Raw genomic sequence first — 13,910 nt, 5'->3', positions numbered from 1 at the left:
CTCCGGCGCCGTACCTGGTCACCGCGGAGGTGTACTGCCGTGTCCGTCCCGCCTGGCGGACCGTCGCGGTCAGCCCGCGTCCGGGAGGCGGCCGCGAGGGCCCGGGCCGCTTCGCTCGTCGGTGTCCTGGCGGGGCTGGGGCAGGACGGGCTGGAGCACCAGCATCCGCTCCACGATGCGGAGGAACATCGCCACGTCGCGTATCAGGTCGTCGGCGTCCCGCTGTCCGGCCGCTCCCTGGATGCCCGCCTCGGCGCGGGCGCGGCGGGCGGCGCCGGAGGCGAAGAGCGCGCTCCACTCGGTCAGTTCGGGGGCGATCTCGGGAAGCACCTCCCAGGCGCTGCGGATGCGGGCCCGGCGGCGCGGGGAGGTCTCGGGGCGGGCCCGGGCGGCGAGCACGGCGGCGGCGGTGCGCAGAGCGGCCAGGTGGGCCGCCGCATAGCGCTCGTTGGGGGTTTCCAGGACGGTGGCCTCTTCGAGGCCGGCCCGGGCCAGGGTCAGCAGGTCGAGGGCGGCGGGCGGGGCCGTGGTCCGGCGGAGCACGGGGTGCACATCGCTCGCCGGGCCGGTCAGTGAGGGGGCAGGGCCGGTGGCGCGGCGCCGATGGGCGGCGGCTGCGGACGAGTTGGCCATGACGAACCTCCTGTCGTCTGGGTGACGGCACAGGTGCCGTATGTGCCCATCGTGAGGTATGGCACTGACAATCCGTTCTGACCTGGGCTTTTGCTTCGATCGTAGGTTCGGGCGTATTTTTGCACTGACCAGTCAGTTCAAAAAGATGCAACCAGGCAGGGGGGCGTGTGGACGGCGTGGACGTCACAGCCGAGGGCCTAGGGCTCAAGGGGCCACGGGGGTGGGCCTTCCGCGGCATCACCTTCGACGCGAAGCCAGGCTCGCTGATCGCGATCGAGGGACCGTCCGGCTCCGGCCGTACGTGCCTGCTGCTCGCGCTCACGGGACGGATGAAGCCCACCGAGGGCGCGGCCACGGTGGGCGGGTCCGGGATCCCCCGGCACATGGCGGCCGTGCGCCGGATCGGCGCCGTGGCCAACGTGGCCGGTGTCACCGACCTGGAACCGGCCCTGACCGTCGGGGAGCACCTGCGCGAGCGGGCCCTGCTGCAGCGCAGGTTCGGCGACTCGCCGCGCGCGCTGCTGAGTCCGCGGGCGGACCGCGCCCGCGAGGCACGACTGCGCGTCGACGCGGCCCTGGCCGCCGCCGGACTCGACCTGGAGACGCTCCCCAAGGGCCCCCGCACGGCCGTACGTGATCTCGAGCGGCTTCAGGAGCTGCGCCTGTCCATCGCGCTGGCCCTCCTCGGCCGGCCGGGGCTGCTCGGTGTGGACGACGTCGAGACGAAGCTCTCCGACGCCGAGCGCGCCGAGGTCTGGGACCTGCTGCGGTCCCTCACGCGCGCGGGGACGACGGTCGTGGCGGTGTGCCGCACCGCCCCCGAGGACTGCGTCGCCGTCCCCACCCACCGAGGCGAGGACACGAGCGGTCGCGGCGAAGACACGGAAGACAAGAGCGAGAAGAGCGAAACGAAGGGGGAGGCCGATGCGCTCGCCGAGGCTGGCCGCGCTTGAGCTGAGGCGCTTCGGGCGCGGGAAGCTGCCGCGCGCGGCCCTGGTCGCGCTGCTCGTGCTGCCCCTGCTCTACGGCGCCCTGTACCTGTGGTCGTTCTGGGATCCGTACGGCCGCCTGGACCGCATCCCGGTGGCCCTGGTCAACGACGACAAGGGCGCCACCGCGGGCGGGAAGAAGCTCACGGCCGGCGACGACATCGTGGCCGGGCTGCGCGACAGCCGGACCTTCGCGTGGCACGAGGTGAGCGACGCCGAGGCCCGCGAGGGCGTCGAGGACGGCACGTACTACCTGTCGCTGACGATGCCGGCCGACTTCAGCGAGCGGATCGCCTCCAGTTCGGGCGACTCCCCGGAGACGGGCGCGCTCCGGGTGCGCACGAACGACGCGAACAACTACATCGTCGGCCAGATCTCCCGGACGGTCTTCAGCGAGGTCCGCACGGCCGCGTCCACCAAGGCGTCCCGGACCTTCCTGGACAAGATCTTCATCTCGTTCTCCGGCATCCACGACAAGACCGTGACGGCGGCCGACGGTGCCGACCGGCTCAAGGGCGGCATCGGAAAGGCGGAGAAGGGTTCCAAGGACCTCGCGGACGGCCTGAAGGACGCCAAGAGCGGCAGCGGCAGGCTCTCCAAGGGCCTGACGAAGCTCACCACGGGCGCGAGCGACCTGGAGGACGGCTCACAGCGGGTCGCGGACGGCACCCAGGCCCTCGCCGACAACGTCAACGGCGTCTACCGGAAGGCCGGCCCCTTCCTGAAGGACAACGGGAAGACCATCGGGGACACCGCTCAACTGGTCGCCGACTCGGCCAAGGCGGTCCGCCACAACCTCGACGTCCTGGTGAAGCTCGCACCGGGTGCGGCCAGGACCGCCCATGCCTCCTCCGCCGTCCTGGACGAGGTCTACCGGACGCACTGCGAGACCGCGACCCTCCCCGACCCCATCTGCCCGGACCTGAAGAAGGCCAGGCAGGCCGCCGCCGACGTGGCCACCGTCGCCGACGACCTCAACACCCTGATCGCCGACCAGGACGGCGACCTGAAGACGATGCAGGCCAACCTCGGCACGCTCCAGACGCAGGCCCAGGCCCTGGCCGAGCGCGCGCCGCACCTCTACGAGGACGTGAACGACGCCGTCGGGAAGATCAACCGGCTGAACGACGGCGCGGCCGAGGTCGCCGCGGGCGCCAAGCAGCTCCATGCCGGACTGGGCACCGCCGGGATCGGCGCGGTCAAGCTCGACCAGGGCATCGGAACGGCCGAGTCGGGTGCCGAGACCCTGAGCGGCGGCATGTACAAGCTGGTCGACGGCTCCGGAAAGCTCGCCGGCGGTCTGCACGACGGTGCGAAGAAGATCCCCGACTACGACAGGCAGGACCGCGACCAGCGCACCGGCGTGATGGCCGACCCGGTCCAGCTCGCCACCCACGACCTGCACAAGGCGCCCAACTACGGCACCGGCTTCGCCCCCTACTTCATCCCGCTGTCCCTGTGGGTGGGCGCGATGGTGGCGTACATGCTGATCCCGCCGCTCAACCGGCGTGCCCTGGCGGCCGGTTCGCCGGCCTGGCGGATCGCGCTGGCCGGCTGGCTGCCGGTGGCCGCGGTGGGCGTGCTGCAGACGGTGGCCCTGATGTCCGTGCTGCACTGGGCGATCGGCCTGCAGATGGCGCGGGCGGCCGGAACGGTCGGCTTCCTGTTCCTGGTGGCGGCGTGCTTCGCCGCGATCGTGCAGTGGCTCAACGCCCGCTTCGGCGCGGCCGGCCGGATCCTCGTCCTGGCGCTGCTGATGCTCCAGCTGACCTCGGCGGGCGGCACCTACCCGGTGCAGACCAGCCCGGGCTTCTTCAACGCCCTCCACCCGTTCCTGCCGATGAGCTACATCGTGGAGGCCCTGCGCCGGCTGATCACGGGCGGCGGGCTCGGCCCGGTGTGGCAGGCGTGCGGGGTGCTGACCGCGTTCACCGCGGGTGCCCTGGCGCTGACGGCGCTCGCGGCCCGGCGCCGCCAGGTGTGGACGCTGGACCGGCTGCACCCGGAGCTGAGCCTGTGATCCCCAACGCGTCCCTGCACGCGCGCGTACCTGTGACAATCGGGGCCATGGAAAGCAGCAGCGCCACGTCAGGCGGCAGCACGCGCCGCGAGGCAACCCGGCAGAAGCTCTACGAGGCGGCCGTCACACTCATCGCCGAGCAGGGCTTTTCCGCCACCACGGTGGACGAGATCGCCGAGCGGGCCGGAGTCGCGAAGGGCACGGTCTACTACAACTTCGCGAGCAAGTCGGTCCTCTTCGAGGAGTTGCTGCGGCACGGCGTGGGCCTCCTCACCGCCTCCCTGCGGGAGGCGGCCGAGCGGACCGCGGCCGAGGGCGGCAGCAAGGTGGACGCGCTGGACGCGATGGTCCGCGCGGGCCTTGTCTTCATCGACCGCTACCCGGCCTTCACCCAGCTGTACGTGGCCGAGCTGTGGCGCACCAACCGTGCCTGGCAGTCCACGCTGATGGTGGTGCGGCAGGAGGCCGTCGCCGTCGTCGAGGGGGTGCTGCGCGAGGGTGTGGCGGCCGGTGAGTTCAGCGAGGAGATCGACGTCCAGCTGACGGCGGCCGCGCTGGTCGGCATGGTCCTGGTGGCCGCCCTCGACTGGAAGTCCTTCCAGCCGGAACGCTCCCTGGACGACGTCCATGCGGCCCTGTCCCGACTGCTCCAGGGGCGCGTGAGCGGGAAGGGCTGAACACACCGGAGCACGAGAAAGGCGCCGGTCCGCTTGCCGGACCGGCGCCTTCCCACTCCCCCGTACTTCCCGTACTCCCCCGTACGGTTTCCCCCGATGGTCCCCCGTGGTGGTCTGCCCCGGGTCCCCCGTGCCTCGCTTCCGCCGACGGATCGGCGGAAGGAGCGGCCAGGGCGCGGACGCCGTTCCGCCGCCCCGTGTCGGCGGTGCCGGTCCGCGCCCCCTTGCCGTGTCTCCACTCTCCCGTTCGCGCAGGCCGCGGCCCATCCGCGCGCGTACTCATCTCGGCGCCTAGGTACGGATACTCAGGCGTGTGTGCGCGGGCCCACGACGCCGGCCCGCCGTCTGGCTACGATCGCGTCCGTGTCCGTACTCCCTTTGGCCGGGGGTCTGGGGGTGTCCCCCAGAAGACACAGCACCAGCGGCTGGGCCAGCGGCATCAACGCCTACGCGGTGGTGCTGCTCCGTGCACACGGTCGTCCGGCCGCTCGCGGGCGCCTGGGTCGGGGCGCTGCTCGCCGGGCACAGCGGTTCGCTGTCGGACGTGGCGGCCGGGCTGGTCGGCGGTTCGACCGCGCTGGCCAGTCACACCGTGAAGGCCGGGACGCGGATGGCGGTCAACACCTCGCCGGAGCCGTTCAGCAACTTCGTGCTGAGCCTCGCCGAGGATCTCGGGGTGGCCGGCCTCGTCTCGTTCGCGATCTTCCATCCGGAGGCGGCGGCGATCATCGCGGCGGTGCTGCTCGTCTCCGGGCTCGTGGTGCTGGTGTTCCTGGTCTCGCGGATCCGGCGCTTCCTCAGGCGCCGGGCCCGGCGGCGGGAGGAGCGGCGGCCGGCCTCACGGGTGTCCGGGCCGCCCGGCTGACGCCCGCGGGCCGCGTTGTCAGTGGCGGTCGATAAAGTCGCAGGCATGGCACGGATTGCGGTGATCGGCGCCGGGATGGGCGCGATGGCGGCCGCTGCCCGGCTGGCCGTCGCGGGCCACCGGGTGGCGGTGTACGAGCGTACGGAGACGTACGGCGGTGCGGTGCGCCGCTTCGAGCGGGACGGGTTCGCCTTCGACACGGGCCCGGGGCTGCTGACGCTGCCGGCCGTGTACCGCGATCTGTTCGTCAAGACCGGCAAGCAGCCGCTGGAGGACGTCGTCGAGCTGGTCCAGGTCGACCCGGCCGCGCGGCACGTCTTCGCGGACGGCACGCGGGTGGCCCTGCCGAACGCCTCGCGCGCGGGTGTCGTCGCGGCCCTGGACGAGGCGCTGGGCGCGGGGGCCGGGCAGCGCTGGGGCGACTTCCTGGTGCGGGCCCGCGAGGCCTGGGACCGCACCCGCCGGCCGCTGCTGGAGGAGCCCCTGTGGCCCAACTGGCAGGTGCTGGCGGAGCGGGAGCCGTATCCGGCCGTCCCGCACAAGCGGCTGCTGCGCACACGCCGGGCGAGCACCCCGGCCGAGATCGGCGCCTGGGAGCTGCGCGACGAGCGCCTGGCGGCCCTCCTGCAGAGCCACGTGCTCGCGTACGGCCTCGATCCCCGGACCGCTCCGGCGAGCGCGGCCGTGCTGCCGTACATGGAGCACGCCTTCGGCACCTGGTATGTGCGCGGGGGCATCAGGGAGTTGGCGCGCGCGGTGTACGAGCGGTGCCTGCAGCGGAAGGTCGAGTTCTTCTTCGGCGCCGAGGTGATCGGGATCCTGGAGAAGGACGGCCGGGCCAAGGGGTTGGAGCTGGCGGACGGGACGGTGGCCGAGGCGGACCATGTCGTGGCGGACGTGGACACGGCGCGGCTGCGGGACCTGACGGAGCATCCGTTGGACGAGGACGGTGACGTGCGGGCCGACCCGATCTCGCCCCCGCCCGCCCGGTTCACCCTGCTGCTGGCGTTGCGTGGCGGGCGCGAGCCCGAAGCCGCCCACCGTACGGTCGTCCACGCACCGGACGCCGAGATCGAGCTGGACTTCCTGGCCTCTCCCGGCGGCGACCAGCCGGTGTGCCCCACGGTGACCGTGCTGCGCCCGGACGACCCCGCGCTCAGACCGGACGGCGCGCACGAGTCCGTGGTGGTGTCCGCCGTGGTGTCGTGCGAGGCCGCCTGGGAGGACGAGGGCACGGTCCGGCGCTACACGGACTTCCTGCTCGAAGCCGGCCGGCGCGCGGTGCCCGGGCTGCGGGAGCGCCTGCTGTGGCACGAGGTGCGCAGTCCCGTGCACACGGAGGAGGAGACGGGCGCCCGCTTCGGGGCCGTGCCCGCTCCCGCACTCGCCGCCGGCCGGGGCCGTTTCCTGCACCCGGCGAACACCACGCGCCTGCCCGGGCTGTACCGCGTGGGCGGCTGGTCACACCCCGGCGGCGGTCTCCCCCACGCCGGTATGTCGGGCGCGCTGGTGGCCGGGCTGATCGTGGAGGGGCCGGAGTTCCGCGGCTCCCAGTGAGCCGCGGCAGGCCTCAGAAACGGTACTGCTCGTCGTACCCCGTGCCCGGCTGCGGCTGCTGCCCGTTGCCCTGGTACGGGTACGGCTGCTCCTGCGGGAGTTCGCCGCCGTAGGTCTCGTCGTTGCGCTGCTGCGGGACCCAGACCCCGCCGGCCGGGGTCTGGCCGTAGCCGCCGGTGGCGTACGGGTCCTGGCCGTAGCCCTGCTGGCCGTACTGCTGCTGGTCGTAGCCGGTGCCGTAGGACTGGGTGCCGATGTACGGGTCGGAGTAGTTGGCGTAGCCCTGCTGCTGGGCGCCGGTGTCGTAGCCGTAGCTCTGCTGCTGGGCGTAGCCCGAGTAGTCGTAGGCGTAGTTCTGCTCGGCGGCCTGGGGCTGGGCGGCGCCCGCGTAGGCGGTGTCGCCGTAGACGCCGTAGGAGCCGGTGTCCTCGGGGAGGGGCTGGGGCTCGTAGACGGCGGTGGTCTCGGCGGCGGTGGGCTCGGCCGACCGGGCCGGGCTGAAGACGTCGTCGCGGTCGTAGTCGTCGTCGCCGTAGGCGAGCTGCTCACGGCCGTAGTCGGCGCCCCGGTCGTCGCCCTCGGCGGGCTCCAGGTCCGAGACCTCGAGGTTCGGGTCGTGGCGGTCCGCCCGGCCGCGGCGGCGCTTGCTGCCGCCGCCCTCGGCCTCGGCCTCGGGGCGCTTGACCGCCCAGCCGGCGGCGAAGCCGCGGCGGAAGGACAGCGTGACGTAGGTCTGGCCGAGCGCGAACGCGATGGCGCCCAGCCCGATCACGATGACGGACGGCATCAGCACGCCGACCACGACACCGAGGAAGCCGACGAAGGCGAGCAGCCGCCAGCGCAGCCGTGCCTTGTACTGCAGCAGCACCTCGCCGAGCAACCACAGTGCGACGATGCCGAACGCGATGTAGAGGACCGTCCAGCCCATGTACGCCCCTCTCCCAGTGACCGCTACGCAGTGTGTCGTATCGCGGTGCGGCCGGTCTAGGCCTGCGGGGGGTGGTGCAGGCCCAGGTTCTCGTAGATTTCCAGGGTCGCCGTCGAGTTGTTCAGGGTGATGAAGTGCAGTCCGGGCACTCCCTCGTCCAGCAGCCGTGCGCAGAACTCCGTGGCGAACTCGATGCCAATGGAGCGTACCGCCGCCGGATCGCCCTTCGCTGTGAGGATCCGCTCTTTCAGGGCGTCCGGGAAGTGCGCGTTGCTGAGCTTGGGCAGCCGCTCCAGCATCTTCACGCTGGTGACCGGCAGGATCTCGGGGATGACCGGGGTGTCGCAGCCGGCGGCCTCGACGCGGTCGCGCAGCCGCAGGTACGACTCCGGCTGGAAGAACATCTGCGTGATGGCGTAGTCGGCGCCCGCACGGCACTTGTCGACGAAGTGGGCGACATCGGTGTCCCACTCCGCGGACCGCGGGTGCATCTCCGGGAAGGCGGCGACGCCCACGCAGAAGTCGCCCGACTCCTTGATGAGCCGGACGAGCTCGGCCGCGTAGGTCAGGCCGCTCGGGTGCGCGACCCAGTCGCCCATCGGGTCGCCGGGCGGGTCGCCGCGCACGGCGAGCATGTTGCGGATGCCGGCGTCCGCGTACTGGCCGATGATGTTGCGCAGCTCGGCGATGGAGTGATCGACCGCGGTGAGGTGGGCGACCGGGGTGAGCGTCGTGTCCACGACGATCTGCTGGGTCTCCTTGACCGTGTTCACGCGCGTGGAACCGCCGGCGCCGTAGGTGACGGAGACGAAGTCGGGCGCGACGGCCTCGACCCTCCTGAGCGCGTTCCACAGGTTCCGCTCGCCCTGGGGGGTCTTCGGCGCGGAGAACTCGAACGAGTACGTCGTCTTGCCGGCGGCGAGCATGTCGCGCACGGTGCGTGCGCGATCAGTCCTGGTGGATGCGGTTCCGAGGGCCATACCGGCAGGTTAGCCAGGGGTGGGCGGTCCCCCAACCGGGCACTGGAAATTTGCCCGAATTGTCCGCTTCCTGTCCACCCCTTGGACAAAAACCTGGACAGACACCGGACAGAACCCGCTCTACGCCCGCCCTAGGCCTGCCGCAGCCGCTTCGCGAACTCCGCCGCGGCGGCTCCGGGGTCGTCGGCCTCGGTGATCGCGCGGACCACGACCACCCGGCGGGCACCCGCGTCCAGCACCTCGTCCAGGTTGCCGAGGTCGATGCCGCCGATCGCGAACCAGGGCCGGTTGGTGCCCAGGGCGGCGGTGTACCGGACCAGGTCGAGGCCCGGGGCGTGCCGGCCGGGCTTGGTGGGGGTGGGCCAGCAGGGGCCGGTGCAGAAGTAGTCCACGCCCTCCTGGACGGCGGCCGCCGCCGCCTCGGACTCGGCGTGCGTGGAGCGGCCGATCAGGACGTCGTCGCCGAGGATCGCGCGGGCCGCGCGGACCGGGAGGTCGCCCTGGCCGAGGTGGAGCACGTCGGCGGAGGCGGCGTGGGCGACGTCGGCCCGGTCGTTGACCGCCAGCAGCTTGCCGTGCCGGGCGCAGGCGTCGGCGAAGACCGCCAGGTGCTCCAGCTCCTCGGCGGCCTCCATGCCCTTGTCGCGCAGCTGCACGATGTCGACGCCGCCGGCCAGGACCGCGTCCAGGAACTCGGCGAGGTCGCCCTGCCGCCGGCGGGCGTCCGTGCAGAGGTAGAGGCGGGCGTCGGCGAACCTGCTGCGGGCGGTGTCGGACATGCGTGGGTCCCCCCGTTGTCGGTGTTCATGGGTGGGCGAGTGGGTGGCGTACGGGCCGGGGCCCGTACGCCACCCGTGGTGCGGGTCGGTTCAGACGGCGAGCGCCTGGGCGCGGCGCTTCACCTCCGTGCCGCGATTCTCGCTCAGGGCCTGCGCGGGGGTGCCGGGCAGGGTCGGGTCGGGGGTGAAGAGCCACTCGATCATCTCTTCGTCCGTGAAGCCGTCGTCCCTCAGGAGCGTCAGGGTCCCGGACAGGCCCTTGACAACCTTGTCCCCGTCGATGAAGGCGGCGGGGACGTGCAGCGCCCGGTTCTCACCTCGGCGTACGGCGATGAGCTGGCCCTCCTTGACCAGCTGCCGCACGCGCGTCACCTCTACGTCGAGCATCTCGGCGATGTCGGGGAGGGTGAGCCAGGCAGGGACGAGAGCATCGATCTTTGCGTCAATCTCGGTCACAGGACAAGCCTGCCATCCCCCACTGACAGTCGGAAGCCAGGCCGGTCCGGCCGGGGACGGCGTGCCTAGTCGGCGGTGCTGTCCTTGAGCGGCCGGGCCGGGTCCGTCAGGGCCTCGGGGTCCATGCGGCGGCCGGCCTCGATCAGCCGTCGGCCCTGGGCCAGATCGCGCGGCCTGCCCACGGCGAGCAGGGCCACCAGGCGGTCCTCGCGCAGCCAGCAGACGGTCCAGGCCGGGCTCGCCGGGTCGCCGCGCCACACCATCCGGTCGGCCGCGGGGTGGTGGCCGGCGTACTGGACGAAGCGGCCGAACTGCTCGGACCAGAAGTACGGGACCGGGTCGTAGGCCACGGGGATCTCGCCCAGGATGTTCGCGGCGACCGTGCGCGGGCCCTGCAGGGCGTTGTCCCAGTGGTGGACCAGCAGCCGGGCGCCGTACCGGGCCGAGGGGAAGGAGGCGCAGTCGCCGACCGCGTAGACGTCCGGGGCGGAGGTGCGCAGCCGGGCGTCGGCCACGACCTCGCCGTGCGTGCCCAGCTCGATGCCGGAGCCGGCCAGCCAGGCGGTGGCGGGGCGCGCGCCGATGCCGACGACGACGGCGTCCGCGGGCAGCCGCGTGCCGTCGGCGAGCACCACCGCGCCGGGCTCGACGCGCTCCACGCGCGCGTGCGTGCGCAGCTCGGCGCCGCTGTCGGCGTACCAGGCGGTCATCGGGGCGGCCACCTCGGGCGGGAGCGCGCCCGCCAGCGGCCGGTCGGCGGCCTCGACGACGGTCACCGCGCAGCCCGCCTCCCGGGCCGCCGTGGCGAACTCGGCGCCGATCCAGCCGGCACCGACGACCACGATGGCGTGCTGCCGGGCGAGCACCGGTCGCAGCCGTTCGGCGTCGTCCAGGGTGCGCAGCAGGTGCACGCCGGGCACGCCCTCGGTGCCCGGGAGCGTGATCGGTTCGGCGCCGGTGGCGAGGACCAGCACGTCGTACGGGACGGGCCCGGCCTCGGTGTCCAGTTCGTGGTCGCCCGGGCGCACGCCGAGCACCTCGCAGCCGAGGCGCAGGTCGACGCCGAGCGACTCGAAATCGATGTCGAAGGCGGAGCCCTCGGCCTTGCCGAGCAGCACGGCCTTGGACAGCGGTGGCCGGTCGTACGGCTGGTGGGGCTCGGCGCCGATCAGCGTGACGGTCCCCGTGAAGCCCTGTTCACGCAGGGCGACCGCGGTCTGCACTCCGGCCATGCCGGCGCCCGCGACGACCACGCGCCGCCCTTGTGACGTGCCCTGCTGCGGTGTCTGCTCGCTCACCCGATCACCATAGACAACTGACAATCCGTCAGTCAGCGGGCGTGCTCGGTGACCTGCTCCACAACGCTGGTCCCGGCGCCCGGCTGGGACTCCCACTCCCAGGTCTCCTCCAGCCGCACCCGCCCGTCCGGCAGCTCCACGACGGTCGAGACGCAGTGCCCCGAGGAGGTGGTCCCGTCCCGCTTGAGCTGCACGTACCGGAAGTCCAGCAGGTCCCCGGCCCGGGTGCCGACCAGATGGCCGCGTACGACGTCGCCGCCCGCGTACTCGGCCCAGATCTCGCCGTCCTGCTCGTGGTACGTGAACCGGGTGCGCGTACCCACCTGACCTGGGGCTTGGTCCGCCACCGGAGCGAGGACGAGTCCGTCGAGCGAGCGGGCCATGGATCGGGGCTCCCTTACGGGTGACGAGTGCCGCGGGCTAGGGTGGCCACCGTACAAGCACTCGCGGGAGCCCGGACGCACCGGGCTGAGAGGGAGGCTGGCGGCCTCCGACCGTACGAACCTGATCCGGGTCATGCCGGCGAAGGGAGGGGCTGGACGCCCATGTCGTCACGTACGTCCGACGTCCTCGTCATCGGGGGCGGGATCATCGGCCTGGTCACGGCCTGGCGGGCCGCGCAGCGCGGGCTCGCCACGGCCGTGGTGGACCCCGAGCCCGGCGGCGGGGCCGCGCGGGTCGCGGCGGGGATGCTGGCCGCGGTCACCGAACTGCACTACGGCGAGGAGACACTGCTCGCCCTGAACCTGGAGTCCGCCCGCCGCTACCCGGACTTCGCGGCCGAGCTGACCGAGCTGACCGGCCACGACCTCGGCTACCGCCGCTGCGGCACGCTCGCCGTCGCACTCGACGCCGACGACCGCGCCCACCTGCGCGAACTGCACGCGCTCCAACAGCGTTCGGGCCTGGAGTCGGAGTGGCTGTCCGGGCGGGAGTGCCGGCGTCTGGAGCCGATGCTCGCGCCCGGTGTGCGCGGCGGGCTGCGGGTCGACGGCGACCACCAGATCGACCCGAGGCGGCTGGCCTCGGCCCTGGTGGCCGCCTGCGAGCGGGCCGGGGTGGTGTTCCACCGGTCCTGGGCCGAGCGGCTCGACGTCGTCCGGGACCGGGCCGCCGGGGTCACCACGGCGGACGGCACGGCGCTGCGCGCGGAGCGGACCGTCCTCGCGGGCGGCAGCCTCAGCGGGCGCCTCACGGGCGTCCCGGAGGACGTACTGCCCCCCGTGCGGCCGGTGAAGGGCCAGGTGCTGCGGCTGACCGTGCCGCGCCGGTACGCGCCCTTCCTGAGCCGTACCGTGCGGGCGGTGGTGCGCGGCAGCCAGGTCTACCTGGTGCCCCGGGAGAACGGCGAGCTGGTCGTCGGCGCCACCAGTGAGGAGCTGGGCTGGGACACGACGGTCACGGCCGGGGGCGTGTACGAGCTGCTGCGCGACGCGCATGAGCTGGTGCCGGGGATCACCGAGCTGCCCCTCACCGAGACCCGGGCGGGACTGCGCCCCGGCTCCCCGGACAACGCGCCGCTGCTCGGCCCGTCCGGGCTCGACGGGCTGCTGCTGGCCACCGGGCACTACCGCAACGGAGTGCTGCTCACGCCGGTCACCGGGGACGTCATGGCGGAGCTGCTGGTCAGCGGTGAGCTGCCCGACGAGGCCCGCCCGTTCACGCCGAAGCGCTTCGGCGCCGTACTCATGGAGCAGCCCGCATGAACATCTCCGTCAACGGGGAGCGCCGCCAGGTCGCCCCGGGCACCGCGCTGGACGCCCTCGTGCAGACCCTGACCGTGGCGCCCTCCGGGGTGGCCGCCGCCCTCAACGAGACCGTCGTCCCGCGCGCGCAGTGGGCGACCACGGCCCTCGCCGAGGGTGACCGTGTCGAAGTCCTCACCGCCGTGCAAGGAGGCTGACCCATGGCCGACGATCCCTTCGTCCTCGGTGGTGTGCCCCTCGGCTCCCGGCTGATCATGGGTACGGGTGGCGCGCCGAGCCTGGAGGTGCTGGAGCGGGCGCTGGTCGCCTCCGGTACGGAGCTGACCACGGTGGCCATGCGGCGGGTCGATCCCGCGGTGCACGGCTCGGTGCTGTCGGTGCTGGAGAAGCTGGGCATCCGGGTGCTGCCGAACACGGCGGGCTGTTTCACCGCCGGAGAGGCCGTGCTGACCGCCCGGCTGGCCCGGGAGGCGCTGGGCACCGACTTGATCAAGCTGGAGGTCATCGCCGACGAGCGGACGCTGCTGCCGGACCCGGTGGAGCTGCTGGACGCGGCGGAGACGCTGGTCGACGACGGCTTCACGGTGCTGCCGTACACCAACGACGACCCCGTGCTCGCGCGGAAGCTGGAGGACGTGGGCTGTGCGGCGGTGATGCCGCTGGGCTCGCCGATCGGCTCCGGGCTCGGGATCCGCAACCCGCACAACTTCCAGCTGATCGTGGAGCACGCGCGCGTGCCGGTGATCCTGGACGCGGGGGCCGGCACGGCGTCGGACGTGGCCCTGGCGATGGAGCTGGGCTGCGCGGGCGTGATGCTCGCCTCGGCCGTCACGCGGGCCCAGGAGCCCGAGACGATGGCCGCCGCCATGAAGCACGCGGTGGAGGCGGGACGGCTGGCCCGGCTGGCCGGGCGGATCCCGCGCAGGCACTTCGCCGAGGCCTCCTCCCCGGCGGAGGGCCGCGCGCACCTGGATCCGGAACGCCCTGCCTTCTAGCGGCGTGCCACCAGGGTCACAGCTCTG

14 protein-coding genes, 1 pseudogene and 1 riboswitch are annotated in these 13,910 nt (G+C 73.1%); of the genes and pseudogenes, 8 read left to right on the top strand and 7 right to left on the bottom strand.

Going from position 1 to position 13,910, the window contains the following annotated elements; translation table 11 throughout:
- Window positions 1-69 precede the first annotated feature (69 nt).
- Window positions 70-633 (bottom strand): SAV_6107 family HEPN domain-containing protein, encoded by a 564-nt coding sequence (locus tag BEK98_RS31815; protein WP_094220185.1) that lies wholly within the window; start codon window positions 631-633, stop codon window positions 70-72.
- Window positions 634-800: 167 nt separating this feature from the next.
- Here BEK98_RS31815 and BEK98_RS31810 point away from each other — a divergent pair, with 167 nt between their 5' ends.
- The 5 genes and pseudogenes from BEK98_RS31810 to BEK98_RS31790 all read left to right on the top strand — a co-directional run bounded on the left by BEK98_RS31810 (window position 801) and on the right by BEK98_RS31790 (window position 6,741).
- Window positions 801-1,586: an ATP-binding cassette domain-containing protein gene (locus tag BEK98_RS31810; RefSeq protein ID WP_094220184.1), complete on the top strand. Its 786-nt coding sequence runs from the start codon at window positions 801-803 to the stop codon at window positions 1,584-1,586.
- Window positions 1,558-3,642 carry a YhgE/Pip family protein gene (locus BEK98_RS31805; protein ID WP_094220183.1) on the top strand — a complete coding sequence of 695 codons (2,085 nt, stop codon included), beginning with the start codon at window positions 1,558-1,560 and terminating at the stop codon, window positions 3,640-3,642. Before BEK98_RS31810 ends, BEK98_RS31805 begins: the two co-directional genes overlap by 29 nt.
- A 47-nt stretch (window positions 3,643-3,689) precedes the next feature.
- Window positions 3,690-4,319, top strand: a complete 630-nt coding sequence (locus tag BEK98_RS31800) for a TetR/AcrR family transcriptional regulator (protein ID WP_066992729.1) — start codon at window positions 3,690-3,692, stop codon at window positions 4,317-4,319.
- A gap of 463 nt (window positions 4,320-4,782) precedes the next feature.
- Window positions 4,783-5,184, top strand: a pseudogene (locus BEK98_RS31795) (DUF4126 domain-containing protein); the annotation flags it as partial.
- Between the two features lie 45 nt (window positions 5,185-5,229).
- Window positions 5,230-6,741, top strand: coding sequence for a phytoene desaturase family protein (locus tag BEK98_RS31790; protein WP_208643294.1), 1,512 nt, complete (start codon window positions 5,230-5,232; stop codon window positions 6,739-6,741).
- 13 nt (window positions 6,742-6,754) lie between these two features.
- Here the strand turns inward: BEK98_RS31790 and BEK98_RS31785 are convergent, their stop codons facing one another.
- From BEK98_RS31785 to BEK98_RS31760, 6 genes are all read right to left on the bottom strand, one after another.
- Window positions 6,755-7,669 carry an SCO2102 family sporulation regulator gene (locus BEK98_RS31785; protein ID WP_094220181.1) on the bottom strand — a complete coding sequence of 305 codons (915 nt, stop codon included), beginning with the start codon at window positions 7,667-7,669 and terminating at the stop codon, window positions 6,755-6,757.
- Between the two features lie 56 nt (window positions 7,670-7,725).
- Window positions 7,726-8,649, bottom strand: coding sequence for a methylenetetrahydrofolate reductase [NAD(P)H] (gene metF / locus BEK98_RS31780; RefSeq protein ID WP_094220180.1), 924 nt, complete (start codon window positions 8,647-8,649; stop codon window positions 7,726-7,728).
- Between the two features lie 131 nt (window positions 8,650-8,780).
- Window positions 8,781-9,428, bottom strand: a complete 648-nt coding sequence (gene thiE / locus BEK98_RS31775) for a thiamine phosphate synthase (RefSeq protein ID WP_094220179.1) — start codon at window positions 9,426-9,428, stop codon at window positions 8,781-8,783.
- 90 nt (window positions 9,429-9,518) lie between these two features.
- The gene (locus BEK98_RS31770; protein ID WP_094220178.1) at window positions 9,519-9,884 is read right to left on the bottom strand and encodes an Rv2175c family DNA-binding protein; all 366 of its coding nucleotides are present in this window, start codon (window positions 9,882-9,884) and stop codon (window positions 9,519-9,521) included.
- A 65-nt stretch (window positions 9,885-9,949) separates the two neighbouring features.
- Window positions 9,950-11,182 (bottom strand): NAD(P)/FAD-dependent oxidoreductase, encoded by a 1,233-nt coding sequence (locus tag BEK98_RS31765; protein WP_094220177.1) that lies wholly within the window; start codon window positions 11,180-11,182, stop codon window positions 9,950-9,952.
- A gap of 32 nt (window positions 11,183-11,214) precedes the next feature.
- Window positions 11,215-11,565, bottom strand: coding sequence for an avidin-fold protein (locus BEK98_RS31760; protein WP_094220176.1), 351 nt, complete (start codon window positions 11,563-11,565; stop codon window positions 11,215-11,217).
- 53 nt (window positions 11,566-11,618) lie between these two features.
- A riboswitch (TPP riboswitch) is annotated at window positions 11,619-11,730 on the top strand.
- Between BEK98_RS31760 and thiO the strand changes: the two genes are divergently transcribed.
- The 3 genes from thiO (at window position 11,728) to BEK98_RS31745 (ending at window position 13,883) form a co-directional block, all read left to right on the top strand.
- Window positions 11,728-12,888, top strand: coding sequence for a glycine oxidase ThiO (gene thiO, locus BEK98_RS31755; RefSeq protein ID WP_094220175.1), 1,161 nt, complete (start codon window positions 11,728-11,730; stop codon window positions 12,886-12,888). Its footprint overlaps the riboswitch before it by 3 nt.
- A complete protein-coding gene (thiS, locus tag BEK98_RS31750) occupies window positions 12,885-13,085 on the top strand; it encodes a sulfur carrier protein ThiS (protein WP_094220174.1) in 201 nt (66 codons plus the stop codon). The genes thiO and thiS overlap by 4 nt, the downstream gene beginning before the upstream one ends.
- Before the next feature lie 3 nt (window positions 13,086-13,088).
- Entirely contained in the window at window positions 13,089-13,883 is a 795-nt protein-coding gene (locus BEK98_RS31745; RefSeq protein WP_094220173.1) for a thiazole synthase, read from the top strand.
- Window positions 13,884-13,910 lie beyond the last annotated feature (27 nt).

This window comes from Streptomyces diastatochromogenes (assembly GCF_002242805.1).
GTDB classification, from domain to species: domain Bacteria; phylum Actinomycetota; class Actinomycetes; order Streptomycetales; family Streptomycetaceae; genus Streptomyces; species Streptomyces diastatochromogenes.
The sequence above is the reverse complement of the archived record's forward strand: the minus strand, read 5'-3'. Positions and strand labels throughout refer to the sequence as shown.

What these genes read in the sequence shown, in the direction of transcription:
- BEK98_RS31815 (WP_094220185.1), bottom strand. Translation starts at nt 633, where the DNA reads ATGGCCAACTCGTCCGCAGCCGCCGCCCATCGGCGCCGCGCCACCGGC.
- BEK98_RS31805 (WP_094220183.1), top strand. Translation starts at nt 1,558, where the DNA reads ATGCGCTCGCCGAGGCTGGCCGCGCTTGAGCTGAGGCGCTTCGGGCGC.
- BEK98_RS31800 (WP_066992729.1), top strand. Translation starts at nt 3,690, where the DNA reads ATGGAAAGCAGCAGCGCCACGTCAGGCGGCAGCACGCGCCGCGAGGCA.
- BEK98_RS31790 (WP_208643294.1), top strand. Translation starts at nt 5,230, where the DNA reads ATGGCACGGATTGCGGTGATCGGCGCCGGGATGGGCGCGATGGCGGCC.
- BEK98_RS31785 (WP_094220181.1), bottom strand. Translation starts at nt 7,669, where the DNA reads ATGGGCTGGACGGTCCTCTACATCGCGTTCGGCATCGTCGCACTGTGG.
- metF (WP_094220180.1), bottom strand. Translation starts at nt 8,649, where the DNA reads ATGGCCCTCGGAACCGCATCCACCAGGACTGATCGCGCACGCACCGTG.
- thiE (WP_094220179.1), bottom strand. Translation starts at nt 9,428, where the DNA reads ATGTCCGACACCGCCCGCAGCAGGTTCGCCGACGCCCGCCTCTACCTC.
- BEK98_RS31760 (WP_094220176.1), bottom strand. Translation starts at nt 11,565, where the DNA reads ATGGCCCGCTCGCTCGACGGACTCGTCCTCGCTCCGGTGGCGGACCAA.
- thiO (WP_094220175.1), top strand. Translation starts at nt 11,728, where the DNA reads ATGTCGTCACGTACGTCCGACGTCCTCGTCATCGGGGGCGGGATCATC.
- thiS (WP_094220174.1), top strand. Translation starts at nt 12,885, where the DNA reads ATGAACATCTCCGTCAACGGGGAGCGCCGCCAGGTCGCCCCGGGCACC.
- BEK98_RS31745 (WP_094220173.1), top strand. Translation starts at nt 13,089, where the DNA reads ATGGCCGACGATCCCTTCGTCCTCGGTGGTGTGCCCCTCGGCTCCCGG.